Genomic DNA, 18,291 nt, shown 5'->3' with positions numbered 1-18,291 from the left:
TGGTCGTGATGGCACTCGGAGGGGAAGACCCCGGGCCGCCGGTGTGGGTTCCGTGGGCCCGGGATCCAGGGGTGGGTCAGGAGCCGGCGGAGGTCAGCTCGGCGAAGACGATCACGTTATCGAGGTAGCCGTCGCCGGAGCGGGGGCCGCCACAGGTGATCAGCCGCAACTCCGGGCGGTCCACGTCCCCGTAGACGTCGTCCGCCGGGAAGTCCGCCTTGGCCACCGTCCGCACGGCGCTGATGGCGAACTCCGCCGCCGTGCCGTTCTCCAGGCGCGCCACGACCCGGTCGCCCCGGCGCAGTCGCGCGAGGTGGCGGAAGACCCCGTCACCGTAGGCGCCGACCGTGACATGGCCGAGGATGACCGACGGGCCGACCTGCCCCGGTGTCGGCGAGTGCCGGTACCAGCCCGCCTGGTCGTGCTCCGTGACCGGCGGCACCCGCACACTTCCGTCCGGCGCCAGCCCCAGCCGCATGACCGGGGTGTCGACGTCGATGGCCGGGATCAGCAGCCGGACCGGGACCGAACGCCCCAGGGGACGCGCCGCCTTCACGGGGGTCGGGGAAGGCGGTGACGTCCTCCCGGAACCTGGTGCGGCCGTGGTCTGCCGGGCCGGGTGGCCGCCGCAGCCCACGAGCAGCGAGGCCATCGCCGCCGTGGCGAACGCGCGCCTGGAGAACGGGGTCATGCCCCGGTCGCCCGCCGGCGACGGACGACGAAGACCGCCGCGCCGCCCGCGACGAGCGCCGCGGCGGCGCCCCCGCCGATCAGCTGGCCCTCGGTCCCGGAGCCGGAGGACTTGGCCGTCACCCCGGTGTTCGGCGCGCCCCTCGGGATGACGCCGACCTGGCCGCGGTCCCGCGTCTTGGTCGGCTCCTCCTTCGGGGCCGGGGTGGCGGCGCCCGGCCGGGTCCGCTTCTGGCTCGGGACCGGGCTGGCGGCCGGGCCGCGGGTGGGTTCCGCGCTCTGGGCGGGGGCCGCGGCGGACGAGGGGTCGCGGGGGGCCGGGGTCTTCTCGTCGGCGAACGCGGGCGCGGTGCTCACCAGGACGGCGGTGCACGCGAGTGTCATCGCGCTCAGGACGGTTCGGCGCATGGAATCGCTCTCTTTCGTCGGTCCGCCCGCCACTTCGCGGGCTGGGTTACGGATCGAGCGGAGAGACGAGGCAGCGGCACGGCGCGTTGTAAAGAGCTGGCAAAGTGTGTCGGTCGGCCCTGTCCGGGATGAAGGACGGGCTGGCATTCGGGCGGAACTGCGGACAGAAATAAGTCCAGGCCGGCCCGTGCGGGCCGGCCTGGACGTCGTGCTCAGGTGTGTCAGACGAGGTCGAACCGGTCGAGGTTGGAGACCTTGACCCAGGCGGCGACGAAGTCCTTCACGAACTTCTCCTTCGCGTCATCGCTCGCGTAGACCTCGGCGAGCGCCCGCAGCTCGGAGTTGGAGCCGAAGACCAGGTCGGCCCGGGTGCCGGTCCACTTGACCGCACCGGTGGCGCTGTCACGGCCCTCGAAGGTGCTCTGGTCCTCCGAGGTGGCCTTCCACGTCGTGCCCATGTCGAGCAGGTTGACGAAGAAGTCGTTGGTCAGCACTCCGGGCGTCTCGGTGAGGACACCGTCCGCCGACTGCTGGTAGTTGGCGCCCAGCACCCGCAGGCCGCCGACGAGGGCGGTCATCTCCGGAGCGCTCAGGGTCAGCAGGTTGGCCCGGTCGAGCAGCAGGTACTCGGCCGGCAGCCGGTTGCCCTTGCCGACGTAGTTGCGGAACCCGTCGGAGGTCGGCTCCAGCGCGACGAAGGACTCCGCGTCGGTCTGCTCCTCGGTCGCGTCGACACGGCCCGGGGTGAAGGGCACCTCGATGTCGTATCCGGCGTCCTTGGCGGCCTTCTCCACGGCGGCGGCACCGCCGAGCACGATCAGGTCGGCCAGCGACACCTTCTTCGCACCGGCACCGGAGTTGAACTCCTGCTGAACGCCCTCGAGGGCGCGCAGCACGGTGGCGAGCTCACCGGGCTCGTTGACCTCCCAGTCGCGCTGCGGCTCGAGGCGGATGCGGGCGCCGTTGGCGCCGCCGCGCTTGTCGCTGCCGCGGTAGGTCGAGGCCGACGCCCACGCCGTGGAGACCAGCTGGGCGACGCTCAGGCCCGCGTCGAGGAGCTTGGCCTTGAGGGCCGTGATGTCCGCGGCGTCGATGACCTCGCCCTCGGCCTCCGGCAGCGGGTCCTGCCACAGCAGGGTCTCCGCCGGGACCTCCGGGCCCAGGTACAGCGACTTGGGGCCCATGTCACGGTGGGTCAGCTTGAACCAGGCGCGGGCGAAGGCGTCCGCGAACTGGTCGGGGTGCTCGTAGAACCGGCGGGAGATCGGCTCGTAGACCGGGTCGAAGCGCAGCGCCAGGTCGGTGGTGAGCATGTTCGGGGCGATCTTCTTCGAGGAGTCGTGGGCGTGCGGCACCGTGCCCTCGCCCGCGCCGTCCTTCGGCCGCCACTGGTGGGCGCCGGCCGGGCTCTTGGTCAGCTCCCACTCGTAGCCGAAGAGGTTCTCGAAGAAGTTGTTGCTCCACTGGGTGGGCGTGGTGGTCCAGGTGACCTCCAGGCCCGAGGTGATGGCGTCCGCGCCCTTGCCGGTGCCATAGGTGTTCCGCCAGCCCAGGCCCTGCTCCTCGATGGTGGCGGCCTCGGGGTCCGCGCCGACGTGGTCGGCCGGGCCCGCGCCGTGGGTCTTGCCGAAGGTGTGGCCGCCCGCGATCAGCGCGACCGTCTCCTCGTCGTTCATCGCCATCCGGCGGAAGGTCTCACGGATGTCGCGGGCCGCCGCGATCGGGTCCGGGTTTCCGTTCGGGCCCTCCGGGTTGACGTAGATCAGCCCCATCTGCACGGCGCCGAGCGGGTTCTCCAGCTCACGGTCACCGGTGTAGCGCTCGTCCCCGAGCCAGGTGCTCTCCGGGCCCCAGTACACGTCCTCCTCGGACTCCCAGACGTCCTCGCGCCCGCCGCCGAAGCCGAAGGTGGTGAAGCCCATGGACTCCAGGGCGACGTTGCCGGTGAGGATCATCAGGTCGGCCCAGGACAGGGCCTGCCCGTACTTCTTCTTCACCGGCCACAGCAGACGGCGCGCCTTGTCCAGGTTGCCGTTGTCCGGCCAGCTGTTCAGCGGGGCGAAGCGCTGCTGACCGGCGCCCGCGCCACCACGGCCGTCGCTGATCCGGTAGGTGCCCGCGCTGTGCCACGCCATACGGATCATGAACGGGCCGTAGTGGCCGAAGTCCGCCGGCCACCAGTCCTGCGAGGTCGTCAGCACCTCGGCGATGTCCTGCTTCACCGCCGCGAGGTCGAGCCCCTGGAACGCCTCCGCGTAGTCGAACCCCTCGTCCAGGGGGTTCGCCACGGCCGGGTTCTTGGCAAGGATCTTCAGATTGAGCCGCTCCGGCCACCACTGACGGTTGCCGCCCCCCTGAGTCGGATGCGGAGCGCGCTCGTGCGCGACCGGGCAGCCTCCCGCCTCCTCCGTCTTCGCGTCTGTGACGATTGCCTCATGGTTCTCGGACATGGGAATCCTTCCAAGCTGGGCGGATCATGGTGCTCAGGAACTCGTGGCGGTGGAACAGTCGGAGCACAGGCCCCAGTAGATGACCTCGGCCTCGTCGATCGAGAAGCCGTGGTCGTCGGACGCGGTCAGGCAGGGCGCCTCACCGGCGGCACAGTCGACATCGGCGACGGCACCACACGACCGGCACACGACGTGGTGGTGGTTGTCCCCGACGCGTCCTTCGAACCGGACGGGGTTGCCGGCCGGTTCGATGCGGCGTACGAGGCCCGCCGCGGTCATCGCGTGGAGGGCCTCGTACACGGCCTGAAGGGAGATGTGGCCGACGCGATCGCGTACCCCGGAGGCGATCGCCTCGACGCCGAGGTGGTCACCTTCCCGGACGGTTTCGAGCAGCGCGACACGGGCGGCCGTCACCCTCAGGCCGGCACCGCGCAGCTCCTCGGCAGTGGTCGGAGTCTGGGATGCGGTCATGGCGCTAGAACCTACCCGCATAAACGCGAACGCTACAAGGAAACGAGGCGTTAAAGTCTGCCGCAACGCGGAAAAGTTTTGCCCGATTTTCGAGTGTTTTCTCCTCGCGGGCTCTCAGAGGCGCTTGGCGCTGCGGAAGAGCCCGGCGTAGAAGCCGTTGCCGTCGATACGGGAGACACCGCCGTTGTCGCCGATGGTGGGGCCGTTCTGCTCCTTGCGGCTGGAGACGAAGACCCGGTGGCCGTCGGTGTCCAGCCCCAGGTAGAGCGCGACATGGTCCATATGGTTGCCAGTGCGGTGATCCATCTTGAAGAACAGCAGGTCACCGGGTTGCAGAACGTCGATGTTCGTGGGCCGGGTGTACCAGGGGGCAGGGCCCTGCATCTTGATGACATCGACGCCGGTCTTGGAGCGGGCCATGCCGTCGGCGGTGCGCGGCAGACCGTCGCCGAGGGCGTTGGTCGCCATCAGGGGGTAGCGGCCACGGTAGCCCATCACCATGCGGATGAAGCCGGAGCAGTCCAGCGCCCGGTAGCGGTCCTGGCGCGGGGCCAGCGTGGTGCCGTTGCGGAAGGTGTAGGAGATGCCGAGGTAGTCGTAGAAGTCGTTCTGCTCCAGACGGTCCACACCGTCCGCCTTGAACGGCCCGAAGACCGCGTCGCCCGCGTACGGGATGCCCTGGGCGTCCTTCTTGACCGGCGCGCCCTGCACATACTGGAAGGCGATCGCGAAGAGGTCTTCCTTCTTGCTGCCGTAGTTCTCCTTGAACCAGCTCTTGAACCACTGCTCCTTCTCGGCGCCCTGGGTCCACGGCTCCGGCATCAGCCGCACCCAGTCCTCGGTGATCACCTTGGACTTGGTGTTCGCGGGCTCGCTGAAGGTGCGCGAGGGGCCACGCAGGGTGGCAGTGCGGGCGCGGTCGGTGAAGGTGGCGAGGATCTGGCCGTTCTCACCGCGCAGGATGGTGCGCGCGGGGTTCTTCAGCCGCTCCCAGGTCTGCTTGCCGCCCGGCCGGCCGGTGCCGCCTTCCAGATTCAGCTCGTCGATGACCGCCTGCGTGGCGGGCGTCTTGGCCTGCTCGTCCTTTCTGAGCTCCACGGTCAGATAGCCGCTGGCACCGAGCAGCGCGAGCACGGTGGCGGCGTGCAGGACGGGGCGTTTCTTCTTGGGTGGCATGGGATCGGCTCCGGTCGTGGGTCAGGCGGACGGCATGACGCCGAGGAGGATTCCGGCGGTGAGGACGACATAGGCCATCAGCGTCACCGACCCGGTGGACAGCAGCGTGGCCCCCCTGGGCTGGCGGACCAGCTGGTAGGCGATGAGTCCCGGGACGATGAAGCCGAGGGTCTGGTTCGCGTACATCAGCGGGAACTCCAGCGACAGGATGATCATCACGGTCGCCTGGAGCGTCACACCGAGCAGCACGACCGCGGCGAACAGCCGCTTGCCGTAGAGGATCACGAACTTCTGCATCAGCAGCGTGCCCACGTACGTGAGCACGGTCACGCCGACCACCATCGCGGCCCGCTGCAGATCCTCGACGAGGGTCAGCGCCAGCCAGCCCGGGGTGATCATGCCGCCGGGCGAGAGATTGGTGGTCAGATAGCAGACCAGCGAGAAGAGCAGCCCGATCGCGATGCCGATGGCGGCGATCTCAGGGGTGAGGACGGCGGGGATCAACGGTGCTGCTCTCCTGGGTTCTGCCCCTGCTGGGAGTCGTCGGCGGGCGGGGCGGGCGGGACACGCGGCTCGAACAGGCCGCGGGGCTGCGGGGACCGGGGGGCGGGTGCCACCGCGGGCCAGGGCTCCCGGGAGCCCTGGGTCTGCCGCGGGTGCGGCTGCTCGGAGGTGCGCTGATGCGGTACGTGCGCCTGGGACGCGTACCGGCTCTCGTACGCCTCCGGGTACCGCTGGTAGGGGTCCAGGCGGGGCGCGTACAGCTGGATCGTGTCCACGTACTCGACAGGGCGCTCGTCGGCCTCCGTGGCCGCCGGGGCCGCCGGTGCGTCCTCGGCGCTGTCGTCGGCCGGCAGCTCGGCGAGGTGCTCCAGGAGGAGCTCGCCCTGGCCGTGGATGTTGCCGATGGCGACCAGGGAGGAGTCGGGGCCGAGATGGCCAAGCAGCTCGGCCATGAACTCCTCGGGGTCCCGGCGGTCGCCGCCGAGGTCCACCGCCCGGTCCCGGTACTCGGCCGGGATGGCGTCGATGGCGGACTTGGCCGGATGCCCGATGACGAAGACCTGCTCCGGGTCGAGGTCGGGGATGATCTCGCCCATCTGGCCATTGCGCTCGACGCGGTCGGGACGGCAGTTGATGACGACGTTGAGCGGGCGGTGGATGGCGCCGAGGTCGAGCAGCTGGTTGATGTTCATCAGCGTCGACTCGGGGTCGTTGGCCGCGAAGACGTTGGCGAAGCGCAGCTTCTTGCCGTCCTCGGTGGCGTACCGCTCGACGGAGAGGACACCGGGGTCCGGCGGGGCGTCGTACATGCCCTGCAGGGCGGTCTCGCGGTCGACGCCCACCAGCTCGGCGACGGTGAGCGCGATGGCCACGTTTTCCTTGAAGGTGAACCAGCTGAAGCCGCGGAGCTCCTCGTCGCTGACCGTTTTGGGGTCGGCGTAGATCAACTGGCAGTTCCGGGCGTCCGCCTCCTCCTGGAGGATGTCGAAGCGGTCCTGCTCGGCGGTGACGCAGATGCCGTTCTCGGGCATGGACCGGCACAGCGAGCGCGCCACGTCATCGAGCGTCGGGCCCATTTCGGCCAGGTGGTCCTCGCGGACGTTGCACAGCACGCCGATCGTGGAGCGGATCAGCTTGGACTGGTTGATCTCCTGGAGCGCCGGCATGACCGCCATGCACTCGATGACGAGCGCGTCCGGGCTGTAGGCGGCGGCGCGGCGCACGATGCCGATCTGCTCGACGACGTTGGCGATGCCGAACTTCCGGTAGACGGGTTCCTCGGTGGCGTCCGGGTGGATGAAGCGGGCCGCCGTACCGGTGGTCTTGGCGACGGTGGTCAGACCACCGCCGCGCAGGGCGCCCGCGCACAGCCGGGTGATGGAGGACTTGCCGCGGATGCCGTTGACCAGGACCCGGGTGGGAATCATGTCGAGGTTGGTCTGGTGCCGCCGCTGTTCGACGATGCCGGCGATCAGCAGGACGGCCTCGCACACCACGAGCACGGTGTAGAGGAAGAGCACGGTGAGAGCCTCAGTTCCTTCCGACTCCGGCGGGGGTCCGGCTGCCGCCGTCCCGTTTACGGGGCTGCCCCTGGAGCTGCTGCCGGATCAGCTCCAGGCTGCGGACGACGGCGCCGACCTCGTCGTGGTGGCGCGGGAACAGCACGGTCTTGCGGTCGCCGGCGGCGAGCGCCTCGGCCAGCCCCGCCAGGGCGCGCAGGGGCCGTACGACGACGATGTGCAGCCAGCCCAGGCAGGCGGCCGCGGCGGTCAGCCCCAGCAGTCCGGCCAGTACGGTCCGGTTCTGCAGGCTGTACTCCGGGATCGCCAGGCTGGATGCGGGCTGCCAGCTGGCCAGGGACCACTGGAGCGACTTGGCCGCGCCGCCGCCGCTGAACGGCGCGACGGCCGCGACCCGCACCGTGCCGCCGCGCTGGACGGTGGCGTGCGCCTGCTTGGTGGCGAGCAGCGAGTTGAGGTGCGAGGGCGCCTTCTCGAAGGCGATGTAACCGGAGTCGCCGCCGATGACCCGGCCCTTGGCGTCCACGACGCGGACCTCGCCCATGCCCTGGCGGCCCAGCAGCGCGTTGACGAACTCGATGCGGAACTCGCCGACGACGGCGGCGCCGCCCCGGCCGGGTGCCTGGGCGGTGGCGGTGACGACGGGCTTCTTGCCGCCCTCGCCGGTCACCTCCAGGGCCTGCTTGGAAGGGGCCTTGCCGTCCGCGTGGTGCGGGGAGTGGCCGGCTCGCGCCAGGATCTCGCCGTCGGCGCCGAGGACGTACACCGACTCATAGCGGTCGTGGTCCTGCATGGTGCGCTCCAGCACCTTCTTCATGCCCTCGGGCGTGGTGCGGTCCCCGATCAGGGCGGCGACCGCGGACAGATCCGCGTGGCCCTCGTTGAGCGCACGGCGGACCCGGTCGCTGAGGGTGATGGTGCGGGAGTTCTGGTCGTGGACGATCTGGACCGGGACCTTGACGGCGGAGTCGGCGCGGTTGAGCAGCAGCATCAGCGGGACCGACCAGACGAGCAGCAGGACGGCGCAGACGGCGAGCAGGGCGCGGGCGCCCAGGCCCTTGCGCACGGCCGGTCCCTCGACGTCCGCGGGCTCGCCCTGGAGTTGCCGGCGCAGCCGCTCCAGGGCGGCGCCCACCCGGGCGGCCTCGCCGGCCCTCGGCACACTCACCGGGCGGGCCAGGTCGCCGCGGGTGAGGCGGCGGCTCTCCAGGAACAGCCGGATCAGCGGGCGCTGCACGGTGCCCAGCAGCACGATCACCGCGAGCCCGCCGATGACCAGCAGGGCGCCGGCGGCGGCCACGCCGAAGGCGGGGCGGGTGATCTGGGAGACCTTGGCGGAGACGTCGACCTCGGTGACGACGGTCAGGCCGAGGCTGCTGGCGGTGGTGGCGCCACCGGCCTGGGGGGCGGCGAGCGTGGCGTAGCCGCCGACGGTACGGACGTCCTTGGCGGCGCCCCCGGTGAGGTGGCCGCTGACGCCGGTGTAGCCGCCCGCGCCGGGCTCCTTGGCCTTGACGGGGTGCTGCCGGCCCTTGCGCGCGGCGGCCTTGGCGAACGAGGTGAGCTGCTTCCTCGCCCGCTCGCTGTCCAGGGCTCCGTGGCTGGAGAGCAGATGGCCGGTGGAGTCGACGACGCCGATGGCGCGGCCCGGGCCGAGGTCGACGCCGGGGAAGCTGAGGGTGCTGGAGGCGACGAGCAGTTGCTGTGGCCGGCCCTTCCAGGACAGCAGGGCGACGATGATCAGCCGGGTCTGGCCGTTCTCCAGGCGCACCATGCGCGGGTCCAGCCCGTCGCTGCCGGAGAGCTTGGTGAGATCGAGCGCGGTCAGCGGGACGTTCTCGCCGCGGGCGGCGAGCATCTTGCCCGATTTGATCTCGATGACGGCGGTACCGCGCCACTTCTGGTAGACGTTGCCGACCTTGTCGAGGACGGTGTCGGCGGAGACCGGCCGGCCCTCGTTGAAGAGGGTCGCGGTGCCGGTGAGATCGGTGACCGACTCATCCAGGGACGCCCGCAGCGCGATGGCGCCGTCCTCGGCGACGTACTGCTGTGAGGTCAGGACCGCCTTGGGGACCAGGGCGTTGTCCGGTTTGCCCAGGGTGAGGGCGGTGATTCCCGCGAGGGAGAGGAGCAGAACCGACAGCACCGCTATGGGCGGCCGAATACCCCCCACAAGCGACATGTCGGCCCTTCGGCGGACCTTGTGCCGCCGCTTCGAGCGCGAAGCGGCCACGGATGGGCTCCTCTCATGCAACTCACACCACACAGAGCGCACTCGAGTGCGATCCGGACCGTCAGACAGCCAAACCGATCAAAGGGTTGCACATCTTAGAGAAATAACGAGAAAACCAGTTTGGTTACGACCAAGGCTGGGCAAACGACGGTCTTCCCTTCTTTGCCAGTCGTTCACCTGTAGGCCATTCTTCGCCCGCTTCATCCCGGTATGCCCTCGTAAGAGGGGTCGTTACGATGAGACGGTCATGGCGGAGATACGAGCGAAATCGATCACCGTGGCGGCTGTCACGGTCGCGTTCGGACTGCTCCTGGCGGCCTTGAGCGCGCATACGATCGGCCGGTCGGGCGGAGGTCCCGCCTCGGACGGCGCCGATGCCCCCGAGGTCCCGCTGGAGCGCAGGATCACCGACTTCACGGCCGGGTTCGGCCCCGGCTCCGGCTACCGGCAGCCACACCGCGCGAAACGCCGGGCCGTCGCCGACGCGGTGGGCCTGATCCTCGACGGACACCCGGACCGCGCCCGCCCGCCGCTCGCCGACGCCGGCTTCCGGCTCCGTACGCTCACCGACACCGGCACCGGCCGCCGCTACGCCGAACTGTCCGACCGCACCGAGGACGGACCCGCCCCGCGCGGCTGGGGCCGGGTCTACGTGGACCTCTCCGCGCCCGCCCGCTGGTCGGTCCAGGTGCCGCACCCGGTCTCCGACGCGGACACCGAACGACTCGGCGCGCGCGTACTCCTGGACTCCCCCGGCGGCGTCCTGGTGCTCGCGGGCGCCCACCGCAGAGCCGGGGAGGACGATGCCGCGGACGCCGCCCACCGTACGGACTCCGTCTTCGACGCGGTCTGCGACGAGCTCGCCCGGCGCGGTCTGCCCGGCGTCCAGGTCCACGGTTTCGCCGACGACTCGGCGCCGGGCCGGGACGCCGTCGCCTCCACCGGCACGGGCTCGGCGGGCCGCGTGGACGCCCGCCGCCTCGCGGCCGCCCTGACGGCACGGCACTTCACCGTCTGCCGCGCCTGGGCCAGCGGCTGCCCCCTGGAGGGCCGCGACAACGTCCAGGGCCGCCGGGCCGCCGCCGACCATGTGCCGTTCCTGCACATCGAGTTCGCGCGGTCGGTGCGCGCGAGCGACACGGGGATCCGGCATGCGGCGGCGGCCATCGGCACGGTGACCGCCCGGTGGGCGAAGGACAGCTGAGCGCGGGCTGGTTCTCGCCCGCGGCCCGGCTCCGGTCCGCGGCCTCAGCTCTCGCCCGCGGCCACGGTGAACGCGCTCTTCACCGTCTGCGTCACCGCGTTGCCGTCCGCGTCGGTCCCGGTGACCCGCAGGGACGCGTCCCGGCCCGCCGCCGAGTCCGGAGTGGTCCAGTCCGCGCGGAACCGGCCCTTGCCGATCGCGGTGATGGACGCCGCGGTCCACCGCTCACCGTCGTCGAAGGACACCTCGACCCTCGCCTTGGTGACCGCGGGCGGGGCCACCACGCCCGGCACATGCCCGAAGCCGACGACGAGATGGCCGTCACCGGCCGGGCTCGTACCGTCCAGCCCGGCGTCCAGCCGGTAGTGCGGAACGACGACCGGCAGCGCCGAGCACTCGGCGGGCCCGTCGTACTCGCCCGCCTCCGACACACACGTCCAGTTGTCCGGCACGGTCCGGCCGCCCGAGTGCCCCGAGGCGAAGGTCCACTCGGTGTGCGTGGTCAGCGACTGGCGGAAGTCGCCGTTCGTCCTGGTCTGGTCGTACACCACCGTGTACGGGGCCTGCTCGGGCGGCACGGTCAGCACACCGCCGGGGACGCCGTCGCCCTCGTACAGGGTCGTGTCGCCGGAGACCACCGCGAAGTGCGAGGAGGTGATGTCGGACGGGACCGCGAGGACGTGGTGTCCGGCGGAGTCCGTGACCGTGGCCGTGGCCAGGGAGAAGGTGAGGGCGTCGCCCTTGCGGCACGCCGCGCAGTACCACGTCTCGTCCGCGGCGGCGCCCCGCGCGGGCTCGGTGAAGCCCGGGACCAGCGGGCCGCGCAGCCAGTCGACCGTAGTGGTCCGGCCGGGCACAAGGGGCTGCTCCTGGGACACGAAGCGCCGCTCCCCGGCCTTGAGCCAGTCCGCGTAGGAGGCACCGGCGGAGCCACCGACGTACTCGGTCCGCCGCGCCGGTGTCTTGAACGGCTCGGACAGCGCCTCGCCGCTGGTCTCGTACGGCAGGTACATCAGGCGCGCGACCTCTTGGGCGCGGCCCGGTGTATCGCTGTGGTAGTTGGTGCGCAGCGTGGCCAGTTGGCGTCCGGTGACCTTGTAGTGCTGGTTCTTCGCGATCGTGCCGGCGGGGTTGGCCAGCTTGAGGTCGTAGGAATAGGGCGTGGCCGCGTCAGCGGGCGCCTTCCGGTGGGTGTACACGTTGAAGCGCAGGTCGCCGGTGGTGACCGGGCGGCTGGAGGGCTGCACCTGGACGGGCGAGCCGCCGGAGACGCCGACGCCGCCGTTGACCGCCACCGCGCCCTTCGCGTCCTGGCGCAGGTAGTGGAGGATCAGCTGGTGTTCCTCGGCCGGCCTCGGGGTCGAGAAGGTGACCCGCTCGGTCGCCTTGCGCAGGTCGAGCACGGCCTCGGTGCCGGTGCCGCCGTCGGGGACGGTGAACTCGGCGGTGGCCATGCGCACACCGGCCGGCTCGCCGGCGCTGTCGAAGGCCGGGGCGGAGACCATGGCGGTGTAGTGGCCCGCGGGGACCTCGACCCGCGTCTCGCCGTCCACGGCATCGAGGAACGGCTCCTGGTAGAGGGCGGCGTCGTCGGCGTTGGCCAGGGCGAACGACGTGGTGCCCGGGAGGGGTTTGCCGTCCGTACCGAGCACGGTGACCTTCACCGGGTGGTCCGCCCGCGCCGATGGACGCGGGGTGTCCCGTACGCCGTCGGCGGCGACCGCCGGTGCGACGGAGGTGACGCCGCCGAACAGCGGGCCCTCACCCACGGATCCCTTCGCCGCCTCGGCGCCGATCTGCTGCGCCAGCGCCGCGCCGAAGGCGGGGCCCGAGGGCGGTGCCGTGGCGCCCGCGGCGGCCTCGACCCGCACCGGGGTGGTGGTCGCACCGGCCTCGGCGAGGGCGGAGACGTTGAACAGCGCGGGGTCCAGGGTGCGGCCCAGGTACGGCAGCGCGGTCAGCGGAATGACGAAGACATCGTTGTCCAACCGCCGGGTGACATAGTCCGCTTCGGCACCCGGCCGCGGCGCCACGACGACGCTCCCGTCCGCGCGGAGCGTGACCCGCTCGCCGGTGACCAGCGTGACGGTGTGGGCCGTCGTCTCGGGTGCGACCGGCACGGCGGACGCGGCCGTGGCGGCCCCTCGCACCGGAACGGGGGCGGCCAGGGCGCCGGGCGCGGGGCTCGCCGCCAGCCCGAGGGCGGCCAGGACACAGCCGGACGCCAGGGCGCGGGCGCCGCCGCGCGCTCCGGCGCGGTGCGCTGCGTTCTGTCTGATCCGTCGGTACCACATGAGGCGGATCCTTCCTTGACGGTGGATCAATGTGACGGGGGACAACATGAAGGGCACAGCAGGGTCGACGTGACGGGCGATCAGGTGGCACTTTTACGCCCCACAGGTTCGCCACCGAAAGAGATCACTGCCAGGTACGGACCAAAGGTGGCCGAAAAGCGCCGCTTTGAGGCGTTAACCGAGCGCGCGAAGTTCGGCGCGAGGGCCGGGCCGCGCCCGGCGCTCGCGCGGCCACAGTGAATTCGGCCCACATCCCTATGGAATTCACCGATCCGCCAAGGCCAGGGGAAATGATCTTTCCCCTTCCCCGGCAGGAGGAGCCGGTGACCGCCGAAAGACCCCATGCGGAGGAGCCACGCTTAGCCATCCGTGGCCCCTCGCGACGCCTCTCCCTGCGGGTGGCTTCGTTCATCTTCAGCAGCAGCGTTTGTTGACGAGTTTGAGCAGCATTTAATGATCAACTCGCTCATGGATGTTCACGAGAAATGACGACACCGCTGTGAGAGATCGCGTGTCGTCTCGCTCATGTCAACACGACGCATCCCCGTCGCTCGAGTTCGGTCAGCAGTGGCAGTGAGGGATCGATGTCGTTCCATCGCAGATCCAGCTTCTCCAGCGATGAAAGCAGAGTGAGCCAGCCCGGCAACCGGCTGAGGCGGTTGCTCCGCAGGTCGATCTGACGCAGCCGTGGCAGGCCGGCCAGTGACGACGGCAGCTCCGCCACGGAGTTCTCGCGCAGGTCCAGGTGACGAAGTTCGTGCAGTTCAGCGGTCGACGGCGGCAAGTGCTCGATCGTGTTTCCTCGGAGCCAGAGCTCACGCAAGTTGCGGAGCCGGCCGATGGAATCGGGCAACGTGGTCAGCTGGTTGTGCTGTGCCCTGAACTCGATGAGGCTGGTCATCCTCCCGATGGCCTCGGGAAGGGTCGTGAGGGAGTTCTCGCCGATGTTGAGGTATCGCAGCCTGGTCAGATTTCCCACGGCGTCCGGAATCCGTGACAGCTGGTTGTCGTGCAGGTAGAGGCAGTCGCTGAGCTCCGTCAGCATGCCCAGCTCGTCGGGAATCGACGTGAGCGCGTTGTGGCCCAGGTCCAGGGTCATCAACCGGTGCAGTCGTTCGATCCCTGGTGGGAGGGCCGTAAGTCGGTTGTCGGCAAGGATCAGCACGCGGAGTTCGGTCTGTTGCCAGACCGAGTCGGGCACTTCTCCGAGTTCCTGACGCCAAAGGTTCAGTGCGTGCCTCACGGCCTCTCACCTTCGTCAGTGGTCTTGGGCCTCGATTCTCGCCGGGGGCTTCGGGACAGGCAGCCAGTTCGGAATGAGATCAGCCAGCCTCGGCATGTTCAGTGCGTGCGCGCGTGCTGGCGAGTCGGTAGGAGTCGGTGCCGGTCTCGATGATGGTGCCGTTGAAGGTGAGGCGGTCGACGATGGCCGCGCAGAGGCGTGGATCGGTGAAGGTCTTGGTCCAGCCGCCGAACGACTCGTTGGAGGCGATCGCGACGCTGTTCTTCTCCTCGCGCTCGGTCAGCACTTGGAAGAGGAGTTCGGCGCCATGCCGGTCGAGTTCCATGTAGCCGAGTTCGTCGATGCAGAGGAGGTCGACGCGGCCGTAGCGGGCGATGGTCTTGTTGAGCTGCTTCTCGTCGGCGGCCTCGACCAGCTCGTTCACCAGCTTCGTGGCCAGGGTGTAGCGGACGCGGTAGCCCTTCATGGCCGCCTCGGTGCCCAGGGCAATGAGCATGTGGGACTTGCCCGTTCCAAAGTCGCCAATCAGGCAGAGGGGCTGGCTCTTCTTGATCCATTCGCAGCTGGCCAGCGTGTGGATCGTGGCGGCGTCGACGTTCGGGTTGGCGTCGAAGTCAAAGGCCCGAAGGGACTTCTCCCGTGGGAAGCCCGCTGCCTTGATCCGTCGTTCCGAACGGCGTCGGGCCCGGTCGTCGCACTCGGTCATCAGCAGTTCGGCGAGGAAGCCGCGGTAGGTCATCTGGTCCTTGATCGCCCGGTCGGCGATCTCGTTGAACTCGTTGCGGATCGACGGGAGCCGCAGCAGGCGGCAGGCGGTGTCGATTGCGGCGTCGGCGGCCTGCTCGGTCAAGCCTCGCTGGCGGGGCAGGGTGGTCACGGTGCTTCTCCCTCATGGCGGTCGCCGCCGCTGGTGCGGCGGCATCGGAGCAGTTGGTCATAGGGGGTCACCGACGGCAGCGGTCGGGTGTCCGGCGGGAGGTGCGCGAGGCGCCACTCGTGCAGCGACGTGACGGTCGCCGGAGTCTGGCCGGGCAGCCCCGGGATGGTGGATGCGCCGACGGTCGGCTCGTCCTCCGCCTGGGCGGCTTTGCGGGCCTCTAGGGCGACAGCATCGGCGGTCAGGGCGCCGGCCCGCAGGGCGGTGGCCAAGCCCGCGACGACGTGTTCGTGGGCGAGGTGACGGTTCAGCAGCAGGACTTCAATCAGCGCCCGGGTGCCGTCCCGCTCGCCGTGGATCTTGCGGGCCTGGGCCCACCAGGCGTCGTGGACCGGCGTGAATTGCCCGCGGATCGGGCCTGTTCCAGGGCCGTGGCGCCGGGGAACGCGCCGGGCTTGCGGATAAGGGCTTCGAGATAGTGGTCCAGGTCCAGGCGGCAGCCGCCCTTCGCGATCAGCCTCTCGTGCCGGGCAACCTCGGGATTCCTGTCGTAAACCACCAGGTGAGAGGCATGCAGCACAACACGCACCCGCTTGCCAATCAGACGGGTCGGGACCGAGTACGGTTGGTTCGGACATTGATCTGGCTGTAGCGGTCGACCCGCGGCGTGAACAGCCGGCCCGTCTCGAAGGGCTCCTTTGGCAACGGCATCAGCAGCGGCTGCTCGACGGCGAAGTACTCGTCGACGGTCCGCGGCCGCGAGCCGATCCTCCGGCGCCCGTCGTGCAGGTCCCACTGGTTAACCATCTCGTTCAGCTCGGCGAGAGAGTCGACTTCCGGGACCGGTGTGAAGTGGTTGCGGCGGAAGTAGCCGATCATCCCTTCGACCCCACCCTTCTCGTGGGCGCCTTCAATTCCGGGGCGGCAATAGAAGCTCTCGATGTTGAAGTGCGAGCGGAAGGCGATCCACCGGTCGGTCTCCACCCGGGCCCGGTTCAGCCCCAGCACCTGGGAGACGGCCGACTTCAGGTTGTCGTAGCGGATCTTGCTTCGCGGGACACCGCCCAGCGTGCGGAGCGCGTGCACGTGTCCTTCGAAGAAGGCTTCCTGGCCGCAGGAGGCGAAGACCCGGTGGATGGCCTTGCCCGAGTAGGACATGCGAAGCGAGAACAAGTAGCAGGTCACCAGCTCGCCGGCCAGGCGCACGGTCACGTCACCGAAGTCGACCTCCGCCTCGTGGCCGGGCAGGTGGGTCTGTAGCACGAACGCTTCCACCGGGGCCTTGCCCGAGGCCGCGAGGATCTCCGGCTTCCGGTCGGAGACGTAGCGCCGGACCATCTGGTAGGAGACGTCGGCGCAATGTTCCTCGACGAGCGGTGGAAGATCCGGGTGATCGTGTGGCGCTGCTTGCGCGGTGCGTCGAGGTCCGTCCGCAGTATCTCGTCGATCACCGGCTTGTACGGATCCAGCGCAGTCGGCCGTGGCGGAAGCTTCTTCCGCGGCTCCGGCCAGACCGAGTCCACGGCCTTCTTCACGGTCCGCCACGAGACGTTGTACTTGCGCTCAAGCTCGCGCATTTTCATGCCGGCACGGTGATCACGCCGGATCGCCGCGTACAGCTCGACCTTGGACATCTGCGGCATGACCAGGACCTTTCACCAGGAGCATCCCGATGCTGCCTTGGCAAGTACCTCGGTGCTGTCGAAACTCGTGAACATCACCCGACCGTGGATCTGGGTGCCTCCCAAATCCGTGAACAACCGACGGCACTACTGGTGAATAAAGCCACTGCGGGTCCGCACCCTCCGTTCGCTGGTGACCGAGTCGCGGCGGACGACTTCGGACAACTCCACCGCCATCTGGTCCGCGCTCGACCACGCCTACCGGAAGGCGTCCGGCATCGCCCGCGACCACCACGGACAGCCCCTTTCCATCGTCCTCATGACCGATGGCGAAAACACCTCCGGCATCGGTCTGAAGGAGTTCCAGTGCCGTACGCGGCACAGCCGGAGGCGGTCCGTGACGTCCCCACCTTCCCGCTCCGGTTCGGCGAGGCGGACACCGCGGAGCTGACCCGGGCGGCGCGTACGACCGGCGGACGGAAGACCCGGCCGAGGGCTCGCAGGTCCGTGTCCTGTGCACCACGGACGGGCTGCGCAACGACGACAGCCACGCGGGCACGTTCCCGGCGCGCTGCCTGGGCAAGGTGCGCGACTGGAACCCGGGGACCGGTGAGCTGACCATCGAGGCCGTCGCGATCTTCGGCTGAAGTGCCCTTTCCCCGGGGCGCGTTCAGCCGAGCAGCAGGCTCCGGCGCCACAGCGGGCGCTGGAGCGCGGTGATCAGTCCGGCGTCGGTGAGGAAGGCGACGAGGCGCTCGCCCGCCCAGCGCATGGTCCGCCGGAAGTGCGGATTGGCGCGGGCCTCGCGGGCGGCGCGGCGCGGGTCGAGGCCCACGGCGCGGTAGATCGGGGCGTTGGTGTACGTACTCATGGCCAGCATCGCGCACCAGGCGGTCAGCTGCCGGTGGAACTCCAGGACGGCACCCGACCTGCCGCGCGTGGCGTCCTGGAGTTCGGAGTGGGCGAAGCGGATGTGCCGTGACTCCTCCATCACATGCAGGCGCGACACCTGCCGTACGAGGGGCTGCACCCGCTCGTCGCCCATGGCCTCCCGCTGGAAGCGGTCGTAGACCTCCTCGATCAGCAGGGCGGCCGCGAACAGGCTCGCACCGCGCAGCTGCGGGAGCACCGCCCGGCCCAGGTGCCGGACGAGGGCGGGCGGCCGGTAGACCGGGCAGCCGAGGGTGCCGAGGGCCCGGCCGAACATGGCGACGTGCCGGGTCTCGTCGGCCACCTCGCTCAGCGCGTAGTGGGTGCGTGGCGACGCCGGATCGCGGGCGGTCAGATGGCCGGTGAGCATCTGCATCAAGGTCAGCTCGAACCAGGTGGCCATGCTGATCATGTTGGCCCACTCGCTGCGGGAGAGCGCGAGGCGCCGCTCCTCGCTCAGCCGGTGCCAGGTGGGGGTGGCGTACAGCGACATCCGCTCCGGCTGGAGATACCAGTGACCGGGCTCGGGCGGGGCGTCCCAGTCGATGGCGAGGGCCGGGTCGTAGGTGTGCTTGGCCGCGGTGCGCAGCAGCCGTCCGGCCACCTCGGCCGGCCCCTGGCGTGGCATGCCGGCCGGGGTGGGCGCGGACCGGCCCCGCGGCTGTGGTT

General features: G+C 70.2%; 13 protein-coding genes and 1 pseudogene. 1 reads left to right on the top strand and 13 read right to left on the bottom strand.

Annotation, left to right across the window (positions count from 1 at the left end):
- Positions 1–76: 76 nt before the first annotated feature.
- From ACFYOY_RS08960 to ACFYOY_RS08925, 8 genes are all read right to left on the bottom strand, one after another.
- A complete protein-coding gene (locus ACFYOY_RS08960) occupies positions 77–691 on the bottom strand; it encodes a class F sortase (protein WP_388585724.1) in 615 nt (204 codons plus the stop codon).
- Positions 688–1,098 carry a sortase-dependent protein gene (locus ACFYOY_RS08955; RefSeq protein WP_351897418.1) on the bottom strand — a complete coding sequence of 137 codons (411 nt, stop codon included), beginning with the start codon at positions 1,096–1,098 and terminating at the stop codon, positions 688–690. Before ACFYOY_RS08955 ends, ACFYOY_RS08960 begins: the two co-directional genes overlap by 4 nt.
- 221 nt (positions 1,099–1,319) lie before the next feature.
- Positions 1,320–3,548, bottom strand: a complete 2,229-nt coding sequence (gene katG, locus ACFYOY_RS08950; RefSeq protein WP_351897413.1) for a catalase/peroxidase HPI — start codon at positions 3,546–3,548, stop codon at positions 1,320–1,322.
- Between the two features lie 33 nt (positions 3,549–3,581).
- Positions 3,582–4,019, bottom strand: a complete 438-nt coding sequence (locus ACFYOY_RS08945) for a Fur family transcriptional regulator (RefSeq protein ID WP_351897407.1) — start codon at positions 4,017–4,019, stop codon at positions 3,582–3,584.
- Between the two features lie 114 nt (positions 4,020–4,133).
- Positions 4,134–5,195: an NlpC/P60 family protein gene (locus tag ACFYOY_RS08940; protein ID WP_351897402.1), complete on the bottom strand. Its 1,062-nt coding sequence runs from the start codon at positions 5,193–5,195 to the stop codon at positions 4,134–4,136.
- A 21-nt stretch (positions 5,196–5,216) separates the two neighbouring features.
- The gene (locus ACFYOY_RS08935) at positions 5,217–5,699 is read right to left on the bottom strand and encodes a poly-gamma-glutamate biosynthesis protein PgsC/CapC (protein WP_014056460.1); all 483 of its coding nucleotides are present in this window, start codon (positions 5,697–5,699) and stop codon (positions 5,217–5,219) included.
- Entirely contained in the window at positions 5,696–7,219 is a 1,524-nt protein-coding gene (gene pgsB, locus ACFYOY_RS08930) for a poly-gamma-glutamate synthase PgsB (protein ID WP_351897394.1), read from the bottom strand. Before pgsB ends, ACFYOY_RS08935 begins: the two co-directional genes overlap by 4 nt.
- Positions 7,220–7,229: 10 nt before the next feature.
- On the bottom strand, positions 7,230–9,401 hold the full coding sequence (locus tag ACFYOY_RS08925; protein WP_388585804.1) for a HAMP domain-containing protein: 2,172 nt from the start codon (positions 9,399–9,401) through the stop codon (positions 7,230–7,232).
- A 298-nt stretch (positions 9,402–9,699) separates the two neighbouring features.
- Here ACFYOY_RS08925 and ACFYOY_RS08920 point away from each other — a divergent pair, with 298 nt between their 5' ends.
- Positions 9,700–10,656 (top strand): hypothetical protein, encoded by a 957-nt coding sequence (locus ACFYOY_RS08920; protein WP_351897390.1) that lies wholly within the window; start codon positions 9,700–9,702, stop codon positions 10,654–10,656.
- A 44-nt stretch (positions 10,657–10,700) separates the two neighbouring features.
- Here ACFYOY_RS08920 and ACFYOY_RS08915 read toward each other — a convergent pair whose 3' ends face one another.
- From ACFYOY_RS08915 to ACFYOY_RS08895, 5 genes and pseudogenes are all read right to left on the bottom strand, one after another.
- Entirely contained in the window at positions 10,701–12,950 is a 2,250-nt protein-coding gene (locus tag ACFYOY_RS08915; RefSeq protein ID WP_351897386.1) for a hypothetical protein, read from the bottom strand.
- 523 nt (positions 12,951–13,473) lie between these two features.
- Complete coding sequence (locus tag ACFYOY_RS08910) at positions 13,474–14,193, bottom strand: leucine-rich repeat domain-containing protein (protein WP_351897381.1); 720 nt, start codon at positions 14,191–14,193, stop codon at positions 13,474–13,476.
- A gap of 79 nt (positions 14,194–14,272) precedes the next feature.
- Positions 14,273–15,070, bottom strand: a complete 798-nt coding sequence (istB, locus tag ACFYOY_RS08905; RefSeq protein WP_351897375.1) for an IS21-like element helper ATPase IstB — start codon at positions 15,068–15,070, stop codon at positions 14,273–14,275.
- Positions 15,067–16,713, bottom strand: a pseudogene (gene istA, locus ACFYOY_RS08900) (IS21 family transposase). The gene istB and the pseudogene istA overlap by 4 nt, the downstream one beginning before the upstream one ends.
- Positions 16,714–17,362: 649 nt before the next feature.
- Positions 17,363–18,250, bottom strand: a complete 888-nt coding sequence (locus ACFYOY_RS08895; protein WP_351897363.1) for a diiron oxygenase — start codon at positions 18,248–18,250, stop codon at positions 17,363–17,365.
- Positions 18,251–18,291 lie beyond the last annotated feature (41 nt).

This window comes from Streptomyces sp. NPDC007875 (assembly GCF_042868035.1).
Taxonomy (GTDB): Bacteria; Actinomycetota; Actinomycetes; order Streptomycetales; family Streptomycetaceae; genus Streptomyces; species Streptomyces antimycoticus.
This window is presented reverse-complemented; position numbering and strand designations above follow the sequence as displayed.